The organism is Streptomyces sp. NPDC048659, assembly GCF_040650575.1.
Classification (GTDB): domain Bacteria; phylum Actinomycetota; class Actinomycetes; order Streptomycetales; family Streptomycetaceae; genus Streptomyces.
On the sequence record NZ_JBEZHM010000022.1, the window covers coordinates 77139 to 92645 of the forward strand.

Annotated in this window: 11 protein-coding genes; 5 read left to right on the forward strand and 6 right to left on the reverse strand. The window is 75.0% G+C overall.

Annotation, left to right across the window (positions count from 1 at the left end; all coding sequences use genetic code 11):
• Positions 1–5 precede the first annotated feature (5 nt).
• A complete protein-coding gene (gene ftsE / locus AB0C99_RS18935) occupies positions 6–695 on the reverse strand; it encodes a cell division ATP-binding protein FtsE (RefSeq protein ID WP_046910798.1) in 690 nt (229 codons plus the stop codon).
• 241 nt (positions 696–936) lie between these two features.
• Between ftsE and AB0C99_RS18940 the strand changes: the two genes are divergently transcribed.
• Positions 937–1122, forward strand: coding sequence for a hypothetical protein (locus AB0C99_RS18940; protein WP_362476229.1), 186 nt, complete (start codon positions 937–939; stop codon positions 1120–1122).
• A gap of 101 nt (positions 1123–1223) precedes the next feature.
• On the opposite strand, the gene AB0C99_RS18945 is transcribed toward AB0C99_RS18940, so the two are convergent.
• From AB0C99_RS18945 to AB0C99_RS18960, 4 genes are all read right to left on the reverse strand, one after another.
• The gene (locus AB0C99_RS18945; RefSeq protein ID WP_362476231.1) at positions 1224–2156 is read right to left on the reverse strand and encodes a hypothetical protein; all 933 of its coding nucleotides are present in this window, start codon (positions 2154–2156) and stop codon (positions 1224–1226) included.
• Between the two features lie 422 nt (positions 2157–2578).
• Positions 2579–3688, reverse strand: coding sequence for a peptide chain release factor 2 (gene prfB / locus AB0C99_RS18950; protein ID WP_362476233.1), 1110 nt, complete (start codon positions 3686–3688; stop codon positions 2579–2581).
• 70 nt (positions 3689–3758) lie between these two features.
• Positions 3759–4997, reverse strand: a complete 1239-nt coding sequence (locus tag AB0C99_RS18955; RefSeq protein WP_362476235.1) for a serine/threonine-protein kinase — start codon at positions 4995–4997, stop codon at positions 3759–3761.
• Positions 4998–5143: 146 nt separating this feature from the next.
• Positions 5144–6946, reverse strand: a complete 1803-nt coding sequence (locus AB0C99_RS18960; protein WP_362476237.1) for a serine/threonine-protein kinase — start codon at positions 6944–6946, stop codon at positions 5144–5146.
• Between the two features lie 498 nt (positions 6947–7444).
• Between AB0C99_RS18960 and AB0C99_RS18965 the strand changes: the two genes are divergently transcribed.
• Positions 7445–11398 (forward strand): FtsK/SpoIIIE domain-containing protein, encoded by a 3954-nt coding sequence (locus AB0C99_RS18965; protein WP_362476281.1) that lies wholly within the window; start codon positions 7445–7447, stop codon positions 11396–11398.
• A gap of 140 nt (positions 11399–11538) precedes the next feature.
• Here AB0C99_RS18965 and AB0C99_RS18970 read toward each other — a convergent pair whose 3' ends face one another.
• Complete coding sequence (locus AB0C99_RS18970) at positions 11539–12144, reverse strand: TetR/AcrR family transcriptional regulator (RefSeq protein ID WP_362476239.1); 606 nt, start codon at positions 12142–12144, stop codon at positions 11539–11541.
• A 159-nt stretch (positions 12145–12303) separates the two neighbouring features.
• On the opposite strand from AB0C99_RS18970, the gene AB0C99_RS18975 reads away from it, so the two are divergent.
• Genes AB0C99_RS18975 through AB0C99_RS18985 form a run of 3 tightly spaced genes read left to right on the forward strand, consistent with a single transcriptional unit; the run spans position 12304 to position 15432 of the window.
• The gene (locus AB0C99_RS18975) at positions 12304–13287 is read left to right on the forward strand and encodes an ABC transporter permease (protein WP_362476241.1); all 984 of its coding nucleotides are present in this window, start codon (positions 12304–12306) and stop codon (positions 13285–13287) included.
• Positions 13274–14101, forward strand: a complete 828-nt coding sequence (locus tag AB0C99_RS18980; RefSeq protein WP_362476243.1) for an ABC transporter ATP-binding protein — start codon at positions 13274–13276, stop codon at positions 14099–14101. The genes AB0C99_RS18975 and AB0C99_RS18980 overlap by 14 nt, the downstream gene beginning before the upstream one ends.
• A gap of 26 nt (positions 14102–14127) precedes the next feature.
• Complete coding sequence (locus AB0C99_RS18985) at positions 14128–15432, forward strand: glycosyltransferase 87 family protein (protein ID WP_362476245.1); 1305 nt, start codon at positions 14128–14130, stop codon at positions 15430–15432.
• The last annotated feature ends 75 nt before the right edge of the window (positions 15433–15507 follow it).

Consider the following 15507-nt stretch of genomic DNA (forward strand, 5'->3'; position numbering starts at 1 on the left):
CCGGCTCAGTGCTGATATCCGTAGACGCCGCGCGCCTGGTCGCGCACGAGACGGCCCTTCTCAAGCTCGATCACGCGCTTGCGCATCTGGTCGACGATGTTCTGGTCGTGGGTCGCCATGACGACGGTGGTCCCTGTCCTGTTGATCCGGTCGAGCAGCTTCATGATGCCGACGGAGGTCTGCGGGTCGAGGTTGCCGGTGGGCTCGTCCGCGATCAGCAGCATCGGCCGGTTGACGAAGGCCCGCGCGATCGCGACGCGCTGCTGCTCACCGCCGGACAGCTCGCCCGGCATGCGGTCCTCCTTGCCGCCGAGCCCGACCAGGTCGAGCACCTGGGGAACGGCCTTGCGGATCTCGCCGCGCGGCTTGCCGATGACCTCCTGGGCGAAGGCCACGTTCTCGGCGACGGTCTTGTTCGGCAGCAGCCGGAAGTCCTGGAAGACCGTCCCCAGCTGGCGCCGCATGTGCGGCACCTTCCAGTTGGACAGCCGGGCGAGGTCCTTGCCCAGGACGTGGACCTGGCCTTGGCTGGTGCGCTCCTCGCGCAGGATCAGCCGCAGAAAGGTCGACTTTCCGGAGCCGGAGGAACCGACGAGGAAGACGAACTCCCCCTTCTCGATCTCCAGGGATACATCCCGGAGCGCGGGGCGGTTCTGCTTCGGATAGGACTTGGAGACGTTGTCGAATCGAATCACGGATGCACCACGGTCGGCCGGGAGTAGGTGTGCGTGACCATACGCGAACGGGGATGGCCCGCGCAGTCGCGGTCCGGACTTGTGTGCTTTATCCTTTTCGCCCGTTGGTACGCGATCCCCCGGGGCGCGCCGAAAACCGCCGGAGCTGGCACAGTGGTAGGGGAACGCCGGGGCGGTCCGGGCCGTTCTCCTTGTACCAGGCCCTGGACAAGTGATCCCCCGCGCGGGAGGAGGAGAGCGCATGACCTACGACCGACTGGTGTGCGCCAACTGCGCGGCCCCCGTCGCGGAGGGCCGCTGCCCCGTCTGCCGCGCGAACCGAGAGCGCCTGCCCCAGCCGGGCGGCCTGACCCCGGCGATGCTGCTGACCCTGGTGCTGGCCCTGGTGGCGACGGTGGCCCTGTTGGCGGCGCTGCGCGGGGCGTAGCGGGCCCGGGAGACACGAAGAGAGGGCCTGGGGTTCCCGTGGAACCCCAGGCCCTCTCTCACACCCTCACGCCCTCACGGGCGACCGCGGGGCACGCCCACTCAGACGGCGGCGCGCCCGCCGCCGACGAGACGCGGCAGCATACGGAAGCCGATGCCGCCGGCGATCATGGTCGCCGCGCCGATGATCAGGAACGAGGTCTCGGCGGCACCGGTCTCCGCCAGCTCCTCCTTGGCCTTGCCCTGCTCGACGGGCTGCGAGCCGGCGTTGTTGGTGTCGGTGTTGCTGCCGTCGACGCACTCGGCGCCGTCGAGGTCGACGGTGCAGGTGCCGGTGCCGCCGTCGGTGGAGGACCCACCGCTGGTGGAGGAACCGCCGGTGGAGCCGGAGCCGCCGGTGGAGCCGGAGGTGCCGCTGCCGCCGGTGGTCTGCGAGCCGCCGGAGGAGGAGCTGCCGCCCGTGGTCTGCGAACCACCGGTCTGGGAGCCGCCGGTCTGCGAACCACCGGTCTCGGAACCGCCGGTCTGGGACCCACCGGTCTGAGAGCCGCCGGTCTCGGACCCACCGGTCTCGGAGCCACCCGTCTGCGAACCACCGGTCTCGGAACCGCCGGTCTCCGACCCACCCGTCTGCGAACCACCGGTCTCAGAGCCGCCGGTCTCAGACCCACCGGTCTCCGACCCACCCGTCTGCGAACCACCGGTCTCGGACCCACCGGTCTGCGAACCGCCGGTCTCAGAGCCGCCGGTCTCGGAGCCACCCGTCTGCGAACCACCGGTCTCAGAACCGCCGGTCTCCGACCCACCCGTCTGCGAACCACCGGTCTCGGACCCACCGGTCTGACCACCGGTCTGGCCGCCGGTCTCGCAGAGCGTCGGGTCGATCTCGCAGGGGTCCTCGCTGGTGGTCTCCGCGGTGAAGCCGATGTTCACGCCCACGGCCTGGGCGGCCCCGGCGGCGGTGAGCGAGGCGCCGGCGGCGATGACCGCTCCCGCCGCGATCCGCGCGACCCGAACCCGCGTCTTCTTCGTCATCTGGCTGCTACCCCCAGTAGCTCAATCGTCTGTAGAGCCGCGTTCGGGGCCCGGACGCTGGGCACGGTCACAGTCGCTGGACCCGCCCCCGTTCACACGCGCCCCAGTTACACGCATGGCGTCTGACACCCTGGCGAGTTTCCGAGGGCCCGTCAAGGTCGTTGCGCGTGCGATGCCCGAAAGATCAGCTGTTGCCCCACATGCGACGATGCAACTGTGACGTAAACCCGGAACTCCCGCTGCCGCAGGGCTCGTTCCCATGTCGATAAAGCGTCAGGACCGCGCCTCCTGAGCTTGCTCTTGCGAACTCACCCGGGCGAGCAGGTCTTCCTTCCCGTCGGCCAAGAAGTAGGTGTCGTACGACGGCGGGCCCCCTCGGTCGTTCCGAGGGGGCCCGCCAATGGTGCCGGGAGAGGAGGTGGCTAGCTCGCCTGTTCCTGCTGCTTGCGCCAGCGGATGCCGGCCTCCAGGAAGCCGTCGATCTCGCCGTCCAGGACGGACTGCGGGTTGCCGACCTCGAACTCCGTGCGGAGGTCCTTCACCATCTGGTACGGGTGGAGGACGTACGAGCGCATCTGGTTGCCCCAGGAGCTGCCGCTGTCCTTGAGGGCGTCCATCCGGGCGCGCTCCTCCTGGCGCTGGCGCTCCAGGAGCTTGGCCTGGAGGACGTTCATGGCGCTCGCCTTGTTCTGGATCTGGGAGCGCTCGTTCTGGCAGGAGACCACGATGCCGGTCGGGATGTGCGTGATGCGCACGGCCGAGTCGGTCGTGTTGACGCCCTGGCCGCCGGGGCCGGAGGCGCGGTAGACGTCGACGCGGAGGTCGGAGTCCTCGATCTCCACGTGGTCGGAGGACTCCACGACCGGGAGGATCTCGACGCCGGCGAAGGAGGTCTGGCGGCGGCCCTGGTTGTCGAAGGGCGAGATGCGCACCAGGCGGTGGGTGCCCTGCTCGACGGAGAGGGTGCCGTAGGCGTACGGGGCCTTGACGACGAAGGTGGTCGACTTGATGCCGGCCTCCTCCGCGTACGAGGTCTCGTAGATCTCCGTGGAGTAGCCGTGGCGCTCGGCCCAGCGCAGGTACATGCGCTGCAGGCGCTCCGCGAAGTCGGAGGCGTCGACGCCGCCGGCCTCGGCGCGGATGTTGACCAGCGCCTCGCGCTCGTCGTACTCGCCGGAGAGGAGGGTGCGGACCTCCATCTCGTCGAGCGCCTTGCGGACCGCCGTCAGCTCGGCCTCGGCCTCGGCCCGGGTGTCCGGGTCGTCCATCTCCTCGGCGAGCTCGAAGAGCACCCCGAGGTCGTCGATGCGGCCACGCAGCGCCTCGGCCTTGCGCACCTCCGCCTGGAGGTGCGACAGCTTGCTGGTGATCTTCTGCGCCGCCTCCGGGTCGTCCCACAGGGACGGGGCCGCGGCCTGCTCTTCGAGCACGGCGATGTCTGCCCTCAACTTGTCGAGGTCCAGGACGGCCTCGATCGACCCCATGGTCGAGGAGAGGGACTTCAGCTCTTCGGATACATCGACGACTGCCACGCGTCCAGCGTAACGGCTCCGCGCCCGGAGCCGGACCCGTGGCCGCCCCGAGATCCGCCGCGGCCCCGCCCTACGGCTGCGTCGACTGCTTCGAGTCCCGCGGCGGCGCGTCGCCGTCGCCGCCCGACACCGCCAGGTAGCCGCCCGCGCCCAGCGCGCCCGCGAGGACGACCGCCGCGACGGTCAGCGTGATCCGGCGCTTGCGGACCGTCTCCGCCTTGTGCCGCGCCGAGCCGGGCCGCCTGGCGCTCGCCGAGCGGGGCGCCCGCGCGGTGCCCAGCGGGCCGCCGGAGAGCTCGTCGGGGCCCGGGACCCGCATGGAGGTGTGGGTGTCCCGGTTGGAGTCGGTCGAGGCGCCGGGGACGAGGGGGACGGCGGCCCGGCGCGGCGCGGGCTCGCCCGTACCGGTCGGGAACGGGTCCTCCTCGTACGCCGGTTCCGCCGCCGGGTCCGCGTCCGGCTCGTCCACGTCCAGCGGCGGGATGCCCTTGAGCGTCGGCAGCACGTCCCGCAGCCGGGTGCCCAGCTCCGAGGCGCGCAGCCGGGAGGCGGGCGCCTTGGCCAGGCACTGGACGATGAGCTGCCACAGCTCCTCGGGGATGCCGGGCAGCGGCACGACGGTCTCGGTGACGTGCCGGCGCAGCACGGCCCCGGGGTGGCCGCCGCCGAACGGCGTGAAGCCCGCCAGCAGCTCGTACAGGACCGTCGCCAGCGCGTAGATGTCGACGGCCGCGCGCGGCGGCAGGCCCTCGACGATCTCGGGGGCGAGGTAGTCGGGGGTGCCGATGATCCGGGTGGCCTTGGTGCGGCCGGGGGTGTCGATGAGCTTGGCGACGCCGAAGTCGGTGAGGAGCGCGGGGTGGGCGCCGCCGGGGCCGAGCGGGCCCTCCATGTCGAGCAGGATGTTCTCGGGCTTGACGTCCCGGTGCACGACCCCGGCCTTGTGCGCGGCGGCGAGGCCGTCGGCGACGTCGGCGATGATCGCGACGGCCGCCTCGGGGGCCAGCCTGCGCTCCCGGTCCAGGCGGGTGCGCAGGTCGGTGCCCCGGACGAGGTCCATGACGAGGGCGAGGTCGTTGCCGTCGACGACGAGGTCGCGGACCGCGACCACGTGCGGGTGGTCGAGCCCGAGCAGGGCGGTCCGCTCCTGGACGAAGCGGCCGACGAGCTCCTGGTCGGAGGCGAGGTCCTCGCGCAGCAGCTTGATGGCGACGGGGCCCTCAGGGCCCTCGCCGAGCCACACCGTGCCGGCGCTGCCCCGCCCGAGGATCTGGTGGGCCGTGTAGCGGCTGCCGATATTCCGTGCCAAGACTGCTCCCTCAGCGGCTGCGGTTCGCGTCAAAGTTACGCGTCCGAGGGCGCTCACCGGCACTTCCGAGGGGAAATCACCCCTCGGAAGTCGACAAAACGACAGCATCGGCGATTCCGGGCCGCTCCGCGCGGTCCCGGGAGGGGCTACTGCCCCGTGCCGCCGGCCGTCCCGCCGCCGGTGGAGTCGCCGATCGACGACACCCAGTCGGAGATCGACGTGATCGCGTCGCCGATCGCCTGCCAGTAGCCCTTGCCCTGGGCGACCCAGTCCTGGAGCGGGGTGAGCTCCCAGACCAGCCAGCCCGCGACCACGAACAGCACGATCGTGAACAGGCAGCCCTTGAGGCAGCCGAGGCCGGGGATCCGCATCGGGTTGGCGCTGCGCTGCCTCGGCGGGCGCGGCTCGCGCGGGGCCGGGGCGGGCGGCGCGGCCTGCGGGGGCGGCTGCGGCGGCTGATATTGCTGCTGCGGCGGCTGCGGCGCGTACTGCTGCCGCTGGGGCGGCTGGGGCGCGTACGGCTGCGGGGGCTGCTGCTGGTACTGCGGCGGCTGCGGCGGGCGCTGCTGCTGGTACTGCGGGGGCTGCGGGGGTCCCTGCTGGTACTGCTGCGGCCGGCCCGGCCCCTGCTGCCCCGGGTACGGCTGCTGCTGCGGGGGCTGCGGCTGGCGCTGCGGGCGGCGGCGCAGCGGGTCCTCGCTCGGGTCGAGGTACTGCATCTGCGTCTGCTCGTTGCGGTCGCGGACCGCGCGGAGCTGGCTCTCCCACGGGTGCGGCCCCTCGTTCTGCGGGGGCTGCGGGGCCCCCGGCGGCTGCGCGGGCACGGGGGGCAGCAGGGCGGTCGGGTCGGCCCCGCCGGTGGCCGGGAGGACGGCCGTCGGGTCCGCCGCGCCGGCCGGGCCGCCGAGGGGGCCGCCGGTGGGCAGCACGCTGGTCGGCGCCGCCGCGTCGTACGCTCCGGGGCCGACGCCGCCGCTGGGCAGCACCTGGGTCGCGCCGGCCGGGTCCACGCCGGGGGTGTCCGGGACGGGCGCGGGGGCCGGGTCGGGGGCGAGCAGGGCGCCCACGCCGTCCGCGGCCTCGATCTGGGCGGGGGTGGCGTGCACGCCGATGCCGGCGGCGACCGTGCGCAGGCCGCGGGCCAGGTTCTCGGCGCTGGGGCGCCGGTCGGGGTCCTTGCTGAGGCAGCGCTCGATCACGGTCCACAGCGGTCCGGGCACGGTCGAGGGGCGGCGTGGCTCCTCGCTCAGGTGCCGGTGCAGGACTTCGAGCGCGGTGCCGCCGGCGAACGGCGGACGGCCGGTGACCAGCTCGTACAGCAGGATGCCGGCGCCGTAGATGTCGACGGCGGAGGTCTGCGGGCGGCCCTCGGCGGACTCGGGGGCGACGTAGGCCGGGGTGCCGACGAACTCGTGGGTGCGGGTCAGGCCCGGGGAGTCGGCGAGCCGCGCGATGCCGAAGTCGGTGAGCATCGGGAACATCGCGCCGTCCCGCTCGGCGAGCAGCACGTTGGCGGGCTTGAGGTCGCGGTGGACGACCCCGGCGGCGTGGCTCGCGGCGAGCGAGTCGGCGATCTGCGCGGTCAGCAGCGAGGCGGCGACCGGGGTGAGCGGGCCGTTCTCGCGGATGTAGCGGTGCAGGTCGGGACCGTCGACGAGGTCCATGACCAGCGCGAGCAGGTCGCCCTCCACGACGAGGTCGCGGGTGCGCACGATGTTGGGGTGGGTCAGCCGGAGCAGGACGGAACGCTCGCGCAGGAAGCGCATCACGATGTCCGGGTCGTTGGCGAGCTCCTCTTTGAGGACCTTGATCGCCACGGCCTCGCCCGGCTGGCCGGGAACGGCCGCCTCGGCGCCGGCCGCCTCCGTCTGGCGGGCTCGCCAGACGGTGCCCGTGGCGCCGCGGCCGAGCGGCTCCTCGAGCAGGTACTTGCTGCCGATAGGCCGCACGTCACGCGCTCCCTGCTGATCGTGGTCCTGGGGGGCCTTGGGTGTTCTGAGGAGGGTCCCCGGGGTTCCTGTGTGTTCTGTGACCCGTCCGGGTGTCCGACCCACTTTAGTGCCGCCGAACGGGTCATCGACTGTGACCCGAAGGGCGTAATCCTGCGCCGTACGGGGGACCCCGGGGGCTCCCGGCCGGCTCCCGCCCCGCTCCGGCCTGTCCGGAATGGAGACGCCCGGTACGCGCCGGAGGTTGCCGGAAGCGACGCGAGACATACGCAACCAGGCGATTTCTCGCCCGCCGACGACCGAACAAGATCACTTCTGGTCGTCCCGTGGGCGGGTTGTCAGTTGCAGGTGCGAGGATGCCTACAGCACGTCGTGTCGAGGGTCGGGAGCCCTCGCTCCGTGCCGACCTGAACCGGACCACGCGTCCGTGCCGGGTGGGGGGAGTCAGTGGGCGGTTCCCCCGCCGGGCGCGCCGCGCAGAAGGGACCGCTGACCGCGATGCAGATCCGGCTGACCGTCCTCGCGCCGCACGCCGGCCATGGCGCCGGGCGCGCCTGCGACGTGCTCGTCACCGCGCCCGCGGGGACGGAGCTGGCCGCCGTTGCCTCCTCCCTCGCCGCGGCCGTCTCGGGCCCCGACACGTCGTCCTCCGGCACGACCGTGCTCTACGCGGGCGGCGAGCGCCTGGACACCCGCCGCTGCCTGCTCGGCGAGCCGCCGCTGGTCGACGGCGCCGTGCTCTCCCTCCAGGTCCCCGGCCCGGACGACGGGATAGGCGAGGGCGCCCCGGCCCGGCTGCACGTGGTGGCCGGTCCGGACGCGGGCGGGGTGCATCTGCTGCACGGCGGAGCGATCAGAATCGGCCGTTCCGTCGACGCGGACGTGCCGCTCGACGACCCGGACGTCTCGCGGGCCCACTGCACGGTGACGGTCGGCCCCGACGGCCGCGTCACGGTCACCGACCAGGGCTCCACGAACGGGACGAGCCTCGACGGCGCCCCCGTCGGCCCCCGGCCCGTCCGCTTCCCGCCGGGCGCGGTGCTGCGCGTCGGCGAGTCCGCGCTGCGGCTGACGGGCGGGACGGCACCGACCGGACCGGCCGGGTCGGCGCGGTCCGCCGGATCCTCGCCGTCGTCGCCGTCCTCGGCGTCCTCTCCGTCTTCGGCGGACGACACCCTGCCCACCACGCCGGACGGCGAAGGACATCTGCGCGTACGCCGTGAGGGCCCGTCCGGCCTCTCCGGCGACACCCCCGCGGCCGGCACCCCGCGCGCCATGCCGTACGCGGCGGCCCCGCACGGCGTGGGTACGGGCAGGGGTGCGGGTACGGGCTCCGAGGACGCCACCGCCACGTACGGCGGCGCGCGGGGCGCAGGCGGCGACGGCTCCGGCGAGGGCCACGCGCGCGCGGGAGAGCTCCCGGAGCCCGAGGGCGAGGCCGAGATCGAGGCGCACAGCCGGACCCGGCAGCTCCGCAAGCGCGGGCTCGGGGCGTGGGCCCGGCGGCTCGCGGGCGGCAAGGAGGACCCGCGCGCCGGGGAGTACGGGGTGGCCCCCGTCCCCGCGTTCGCCGAGTCCCGGCCCGGCAGCCTGCCCGGGACGGCCGCGGCGGGCCCCGCGCCCTGCCCCGACAACTGGCCCGATCCCGCCGCCGTCCTGCTCACCGCGCTCGGCCCTGGCCGGCGCCTGTGGGAGCGGGACCTCGACCATCCCGAGGCGCTGGTGGTGCGGCTCGGCACGACGGACCGCGCCGAGCTGTCCGGGGTGCCGGTGACGGTCGGCCTGCGGGAGGCGGGCGCGCTGGGACTCGCCGGTCCGGGGCCGCGGCTGGCCGGTCTGGCCCGCTCGGTCGTGGCACAGCTGGCGGCCCTGCACGCGCCGGGCGACCTGGAGATCGTGCTGGTCAGCGCCGACCGGAACCGCCCGCTGGAGGAGCGGCGGCGGGCCTGGGGCTGGCTCGGCTGGCTGCCGCACACGCGGCCGGCGCACGGCCAGGACTGCCGGCTGCTCCTCGCGTACGACCGGGAGCAGGCGCAGGCGCGGCTGACGGAGCTCACCCGGCGGCTGGACGACGGCCCGCTCGGCGCGGGCTGGCCGAGCGCGGACCGCGCGGCGGTCGCCGAGGCCGCCGCGCGGCACGAGGGACCGGCGACGGTCGTGATCGTGGACGGCGACCCCGGTTCGGCGGCGCTGCGCGAGACGGCGGCGCGGCTGGCCGGGGCGGGGGCCGCGGCGGGCATCCATCTGATCTGTCTGGCCGAGGCCCCTTCGGCCTCGCCCGCGTCGCCGGTGGCGGCGACGTACGAGGAGGCGTGCGCGGCCTCGTTCGCCTTCCGCGAGTGCGGGGCGGCGGCGCTGCTCAGCGGCGACGTGGCGACGGCGCTGCGGCTGGTGCGGACGTCGGGCGGCCGGGTCGCGGGGCACGGCACGGTCGGGGTCGTGGACGCGGTGTCGGTGGCGTGGGCGGAGCGGTTCGGGCGGGCGCTGGCCCCGATGCGCACGGAGACGGCGGCGGGCCCGGGGCAGGGGCGGTCCGCCGCGCTGCCGCCCTCGGCACGGCTCCTGGACGAGCTGGGCCTGGCCCGGGCCACCCCGGCGTCGCTGATGGCCCGCTGGGCCTCGGCGGCGGACGGCACGGCGGTGCTGGGCGCGGGCCCGCGCGGGCCGGTGGCCGTGGACCTCACGGCGGAGGGCCCGCACCTGCTGATCGAGGGGCCCGCGGGCAGCGGGCGCACGGAGCTGCTGCGGGCCATCGCCGCGTCCCTGGCGGCGGGCGGGCGGCCGGACCGGCTGGGCCTGCTCCTGGTCGACGGCGCGGGCGGCGAGCGCGGCGAGGGCCTGGCGGCCTGCACGGAGCTGCCGCACGTGACGGAGCACCTGGTCGCCTCGGACCCGGTGCGGATGCGGGAGTTCGCGCAGGCGCTGGGCGGCGAGCTGAAGCGCCGGGCGGAGATCCTGGGCGACACGCACTTCGCGGACCGCCGCTCGGGCCGCCTGATCGGCCAGCGCACGGCGAGCCCTGCGGAGTCGGCCGCCCCGGCCCCCCGCGCGACCTCCCGCGTCCCGGACGCGCGCACGGCGGACCCCGGCGAGCGGACACCCGCCCGCGGGCCCTACGCGGGCGGCGCGCGGGACACCGGCGGGCGGACCCCGTACCCGGGAGACCTCACGGACGGCCCGACCGGGCGCACGGCGTACGCGGGCGCGGTGGACTCCGGCGACCGCTCCACCGGGCGCACGCCGTACGGCGCGAGCGCGGCGGACCTGACCGACACCCCGAGCGGGCGCCTGCCCCGCCCGGGGAGCGGCGACCGCGCGAGCTCGCGCACGCCGTACCCGGGCGGCGCGTCCGACTTGGGCGACCGGGCCTCCGCCCGCACCCCGTACGCGGGCGCGGGAGACCCCGGCGACCGCCCCACCAACCGCACGCCCTACCCGAGTACGGGCACGGGCGCGACGGACCTGACCGACACCCCGAGCGGACGCCTGCCCCGGCCGGGAAACGGCGGCCGGACCCCGTACCCCGGCACGTCCGACCCCGGTGACCGTCCGACCGGCCGCACGCCCTACCCGCACACCCCGCCGCCCGGCTCCGACCTCCTCGGGGACCGTCCGAGCAGCCGCACCCTGCGGGCGCACGAGGGCGAGCTCGGCGACACGCCGAGCGGCCGGCTGTCCCGTCCCGGTGCGGGCGACCTCGGGGACCGCCCCAGCAGCCGCACCCTGCGGACCCACGGCGGCGAGCTCGGCGACACGCCCAGTGCCCGTCTCCCCCGCCCCGGGGCCGGTGACCCGGCCGACCGGCCCAGCACCCGCACCCTGCGGCTGGGGGCCGACGACCTCACGTATCTGCCCAGCGGGCGCACCGAGCCCGGTCCCGGCGGCGCGGTGCCCCAGCCGCCCGCCGAGGGCGCCGGGTCGCTGCCGCGGCTCGTCGTGCTGGTCGACGACTTCGACGCCCTGGTCGCGCCCGCGCTCGGCGCGCCCGGCCGCCCGGCCGCCGGGTCGGTCGTACGGGCCCTGGAAGCCGTCGCGCGGAACGGCGCCCGGCTCGGCGTGCACCTCATCGCGGCCTCGGCGCGCCCGGACCGGACCGTCGATACGGAGCTGGCGCACGGCGCGCGGCTGCGGATCGTGCTCGACCCGCCGCCCGCCTCCTCGGGGCCCGACGAGCCGCAGCCCGGCCGCGGGCGACTCGGCCACCCGGACGGCCGGGTGACGCCGTTCCAGACGGGCCGGGTCACCGGGCGCATCCCGCGCACGGCGACCCTGCGGCCGACCGTGGTCCCGCTGGAGTGGGAGCGGATGGGCGACCCGCCGACCCGCCGCCCGGTCCGCGAGCTGGGCAACGGCCCGACGGACCTGGCGCTGCTCGCCAGCGCCCTCGACCGGGCCGCCCGCTCGGTGGACGCCTCCCCGGTCCCGCCCCTCACCTCGCCCACGCACGCCTGACGGACGGCCGGGCCGGCGGGCAACCGGGCTGGCGGGCGACCGGGCGGCCAGACCTGCTGACTGACTGACCGGCCTCAGCGGCCCCGCCCCGGCCCCGTCCGGGCCCAGGCCCCGGCCCCGCCCCCCGACCGGGGTTCCGCCTACCCCCGCAACCCCGCCACCGCCGCCCGCGCGAGCTCGTCCAGGTACCCCTTCGGCGTCTCCGTGCGGACCACGGCGAGCCGCCAGTACAGCGGGCCGACGATCAGGTCGAGCGCGCGGTCCGGGTCGGTGTCCTCGGGGAGTTCGCCCCGGGCGACCGCCTCGCGGACGACCTGGGCGACGACGCCCTGCCGCCCGTCGAAGAGCGCCGCCTTGATCGCCTCGGCGATCTCCGGGTTCCGCACCGCCTCCACCAGCAGGTCCGGGATGACCTGTGAGGCCACCGGGTGGCGCAGGGCGCGCGAGGCGACCTCCAGGAGGGCCCGCACGTCCCCGTACAGCGTGCCCGTCGCCGGTGCCGGCAGCCCCTGGACGGCGAGCGCGCCGACGAGGTCGAGGACCAGCGACAGCTTGGACTTCCAGCGCCGGTAGACGGCGGTCTTGCCGACCCCGGCCCGGCGCGCGATGCCCTCGATCGACATCCGGGCGAAGCCGACGGTCGCCAGCTCCTCGAAGACGGCGGCGCGAATGGCCTCGGTGACGTCCTCCCGGAGCACGGCGGCTCCGGCGGGGGCGCGGCGCGGGGTTCCGGAGGGTGTCGTCATGACCCGGATTTTAGCCAGCGATCACCAGGACGTAAACGTCACGACGATACGGTTGCGTTCCGACGCATCCGCGCCCTAACCTCCCCGTAGCGACGATACGGACCCGTTCCATCGTTCAAATCGTCCATCGTGTCGCGAACCAGAGCGAAGGCGATCCCCGTGACGACCGACACCCTCGACCTCACCGCCGACCCCGGCCCCACCACCACCCCACCAGCCGCACAGGCCGCACAGGCCGCATCAGCCCCGCAGCCCCCTCCACCCCCGCCCACCTCCGCGGAGCTCCGCGCCCTCGCCGAGCGACACGGCCTCACCGTGAGCGGCGCCCGCCCCACGCTCCCCGCCTACGCGCGGCAGCTCTGGGCCCGCCGCCACTTCATCACCGCGTTCGCGACGGCCAAGCTCACCGCCCAGTACAGCCAGGCCCGGCTCGGCCAGGTCTGGCAGGTGATGACCCCGCTGCTCAACGCGGCCGTCTACTACGCGATCTTCGGCGTCCTGATGGACGTCAAGCACGGCATCCCCGACTACGTCCCGTTCCTCATCACGGGCGTCTTCGTCTGGACCTTCACCTCGCAGACGATCATGACCGGCACCCGCGCCATCAGCGGCAACATCGGCCTCGTCCGCGCCCTGCACTTCCCGCGCGCCAGCCTCCCCGTCGCCCTCGCGCTCCAGCAGCTCCAGCAGCTCGTCTTCTCGCTGGGCGCGCTGGTCGTGATCCTGGTCTGCTTCGGCGAGTTCCCCCGCCCGAGCTGGCTGCTGGCCGTCCCCGCCCTGGTGCTCCAGACGCTCTTCAGCACCGGCCTCGCCCTCGCGATGGCCCGGCTCGCCTCCCGCACCCCGGACATCGCGCAGCTGATGCCCTTCGTGCTGCGCACCTGGATGTACGCCTCGGGCGTCATGTGGTCGATCCAGCACCTCGCGGGCGGCGGGCGCTTCCCGCACCTCGTGCTGCTGGCCCTGCAGTGCAATCCGGCGGCCGTGTACATCGACCTGATGCGCTTCGCGCTGGTCGAGAGCTTCACCGCCGCCCAGCTCCCGCCGCACGTCTGGGCGGTGGCGACCGGCTGGGCGCTGCTCGCCTTCGTCGGCGGGTTCATCTACTTCTGGAAGGCGGAGGAGACCTATGGCCGTGGCTGAGCAACAGACGCAAGAGACAGGGCGGACGACCCGGGACGCCCGCCGCACGGCGGACGAGGACCGGGGAGCCTCATCCGCCCCCGCTCCCACCCCCACCCCCACCGTCATCGCCGACGGCGTCCACGTCACGTACACCGAGCGCGGCGGCGCGGGCCGCACCCCGTGCACCGTGCACGCGGTCAAGGGCGTCGGCTTCACCGCGTACCGGGGCGAGGCGATCGGCCTGATCGGTTCGAACGGCTCGGGCAAATCGACGCTTCTCAAGGCCATCGCCGGACTGCTGCCGACCAGCGCGGGCCGGATCTACACCCTCGGCCACCCCGCCCTGCTCGGCGTCAACGCGGCCCTGATGAGCGACCTGACCGGCGAGCGGAACGTCATCCTCGGCGGGCTCGCGATGGGCATGAGCCGCAAGGAGATCGGCGAGCGGTGCGCCGACATCGTCGCGTTCTCCGGGATCGACGACAACGGCGACTTCGCGTCGATGCCGATGCGCACGTACTCCTCCGGCATGGGCGCCCGGCTCCGCTTCTCCATCGCCGCCGCCCGCAGCCACGACGTGCTGCTCATCGACGAGGCCCTCGCCACCGGCGACGCGCGCTTCCGCCGCCGCAGCCGGCGCCGGATCGACGAGCTGCGCGCCGAGGCCGGCACCGTCTTCCTGGTCAGCCACTCGAACTCCACCATCACCGAGACCTGCGAGCGGGCCCTGTGGCTGGAGGCGGGCACGCTGCGGATGGACGGCCCGGCGGCCGAGGTCGTGGCGGCGTACGAGGAGTTCACCGAGACGGCCCTCACCACCGGGAGGAAGTAGGACAAACCTGGCTAGAGTGCGAAGGGATGACGACCGACCCGCCGCCTCAGCCAGGTGCGTCCGGCACCTCCCGGACCGAGTCCGCGCCGCCCGCCCTCACCCGCTCCCCGTTCGAGTCGGAGACCTTCACCTCCGCCACCTTCGTGACCGTCGGCCTCGGCCCCCGGCTCGCGCTCGCCGCCCTCTGGCTGCTCAGCCGCACCGGCATGCTGTGGCTGCTGCACCGCGACGACCTCGGCATCGGCGGCGTCGCCAGCGAGGTGCACGTCCTCTACCGCCACTGGTACGGGCTGTTCGCCCAGGGCACCTTCCCGCCCGACGACCCCACCTGGCAGTACCCGCCGGGCGCGGGCCTGGTCATCATGTCGCCCGGGATCCTGCCCTGGCTGAGCTACTTCCAGGGCTTCGTCCTGCTCACCCTGCTCGCCGACGCGGCCGTCACCGTGGCCCTGGCCCGCGCCGACAGCGCCCGCCTCACCCACGGCGCCTGGTTCTGGGTGCTCGGCCTCCCCCTGCTCCTGCACATCCCGCTCGCCCGCTACGACGTGCAGACCACCGCGCTGGCCGTCCTCGCCCTGCTCGCGCTCGGCGCCCGCTCCCCCGCCGCCCACCGGCTCGGCGGGGCGCTCGCCGGGCTCGGCGCCCTGGTCAAGGTCTGGCCCGCGCTCACCCTGATCGGCACCCCGCGCGGGCGCACCACCCGGGACGCCTGGACCGCCGCCGCCGTCACCGTCCTGACCCTGCTGGCCGCCCTGACGCTGCTCTTCGACGACGCGCTGGGCTTCCTGAGCCAGCAGGGCAACCGGGGCGTCCAGATCGAGTCCCTGGGCGGCACGGGCCTCGCGCTGGCCCGGGCGGCGGGACTCTGGCCGGGCTCGGTGCAGTTCCGCTACGGCGCCTACGAGTACGTCGGCCCCTACGTCTCCACCGTCGGCCACCTCGCGCTGCTGGCGACCGTCGTCGCCTTCGGCTGGCTGCTGCTGTGGCGGCTGCGGGCCCGCGTCTGGACCGGGGCGACCCCGCTCGACGCGGCCTTCGCCGCCGTGCTGCTGTTCACCGTGACCAGCCGGGTGATCAGCCCCCAGTACCTGGTCTGGCTGCTCGGGCTGGCCGCCGTCTGCCTGACCTCCCGGCAGACGGTCATGCGCCCGGTCGCCTTCCTGATGCTCCCGGCGGCGGCGCTGAGCTCGCTCGCGTACCCCGTGCTGTACGTCGACGTCGCCGCCGGCACCTGGCCCGGCATCGCCGTCATGCTGCTCCGCAACGGCCTGCTGCTCGCGGCGGCGGCGGCGGCCGCCCGCCGCCTGTGGACGGGCTCGGTGCCCTCCTAGCCGTACACCGCCGCGAAAAGGGGGCGCCCCCGCCGGCCGGAACCGACGGGGGCGCCCCCTTTGCTCAGCTGGTGC

Bases quoted from the DNA above. Each gene is read 5' to 3' on its own strand.
- AB0C99_RS18940 (WP_362476229.1), top strand. From the start codon at position 937: ATGACCTACGACCGACTGGTGTGCGCCAACTGCGCGGCCCCCGTCGCG.
- AB0C99_RS18945 (WP_362476231.1), bottom strand. From the start codon at position 2,156: ATGACGAAGAAGACGCGGGTTCGGGTCGCGCGGATCGCGGCGGGAGCG.
- AB0C99_RS18965 (WP_362476281.1), top strand. From the start codon at position 7,445: ATGCAGATCCGGCTGACCGTCCTCGCGCCGCACGCCGGCCATGGCGCC.
- AB0C99_RS18970 (WP_362476239.1), bottom strand. From the start codon at position 12,144: ATGACGACACCCTCCGGAACCCCGCGCCGCGCCCCCGCCGGAGCCGCC.
- AB0C99_RS18980 (WP_362476243.1), top strand. From the start codon at position 13,274: ATGGCCGTGGCTGAGCAACAGACGCAAGAGACAGGGCGGACGACCCGG.
- AB0C99_RS18985 (WP_362476245.1), top strand. From the start codon at position 14,128: ATGACGACCGACCCGCCGCCTCAGCCAGGTGCGTCCGGCACCTCCCGG.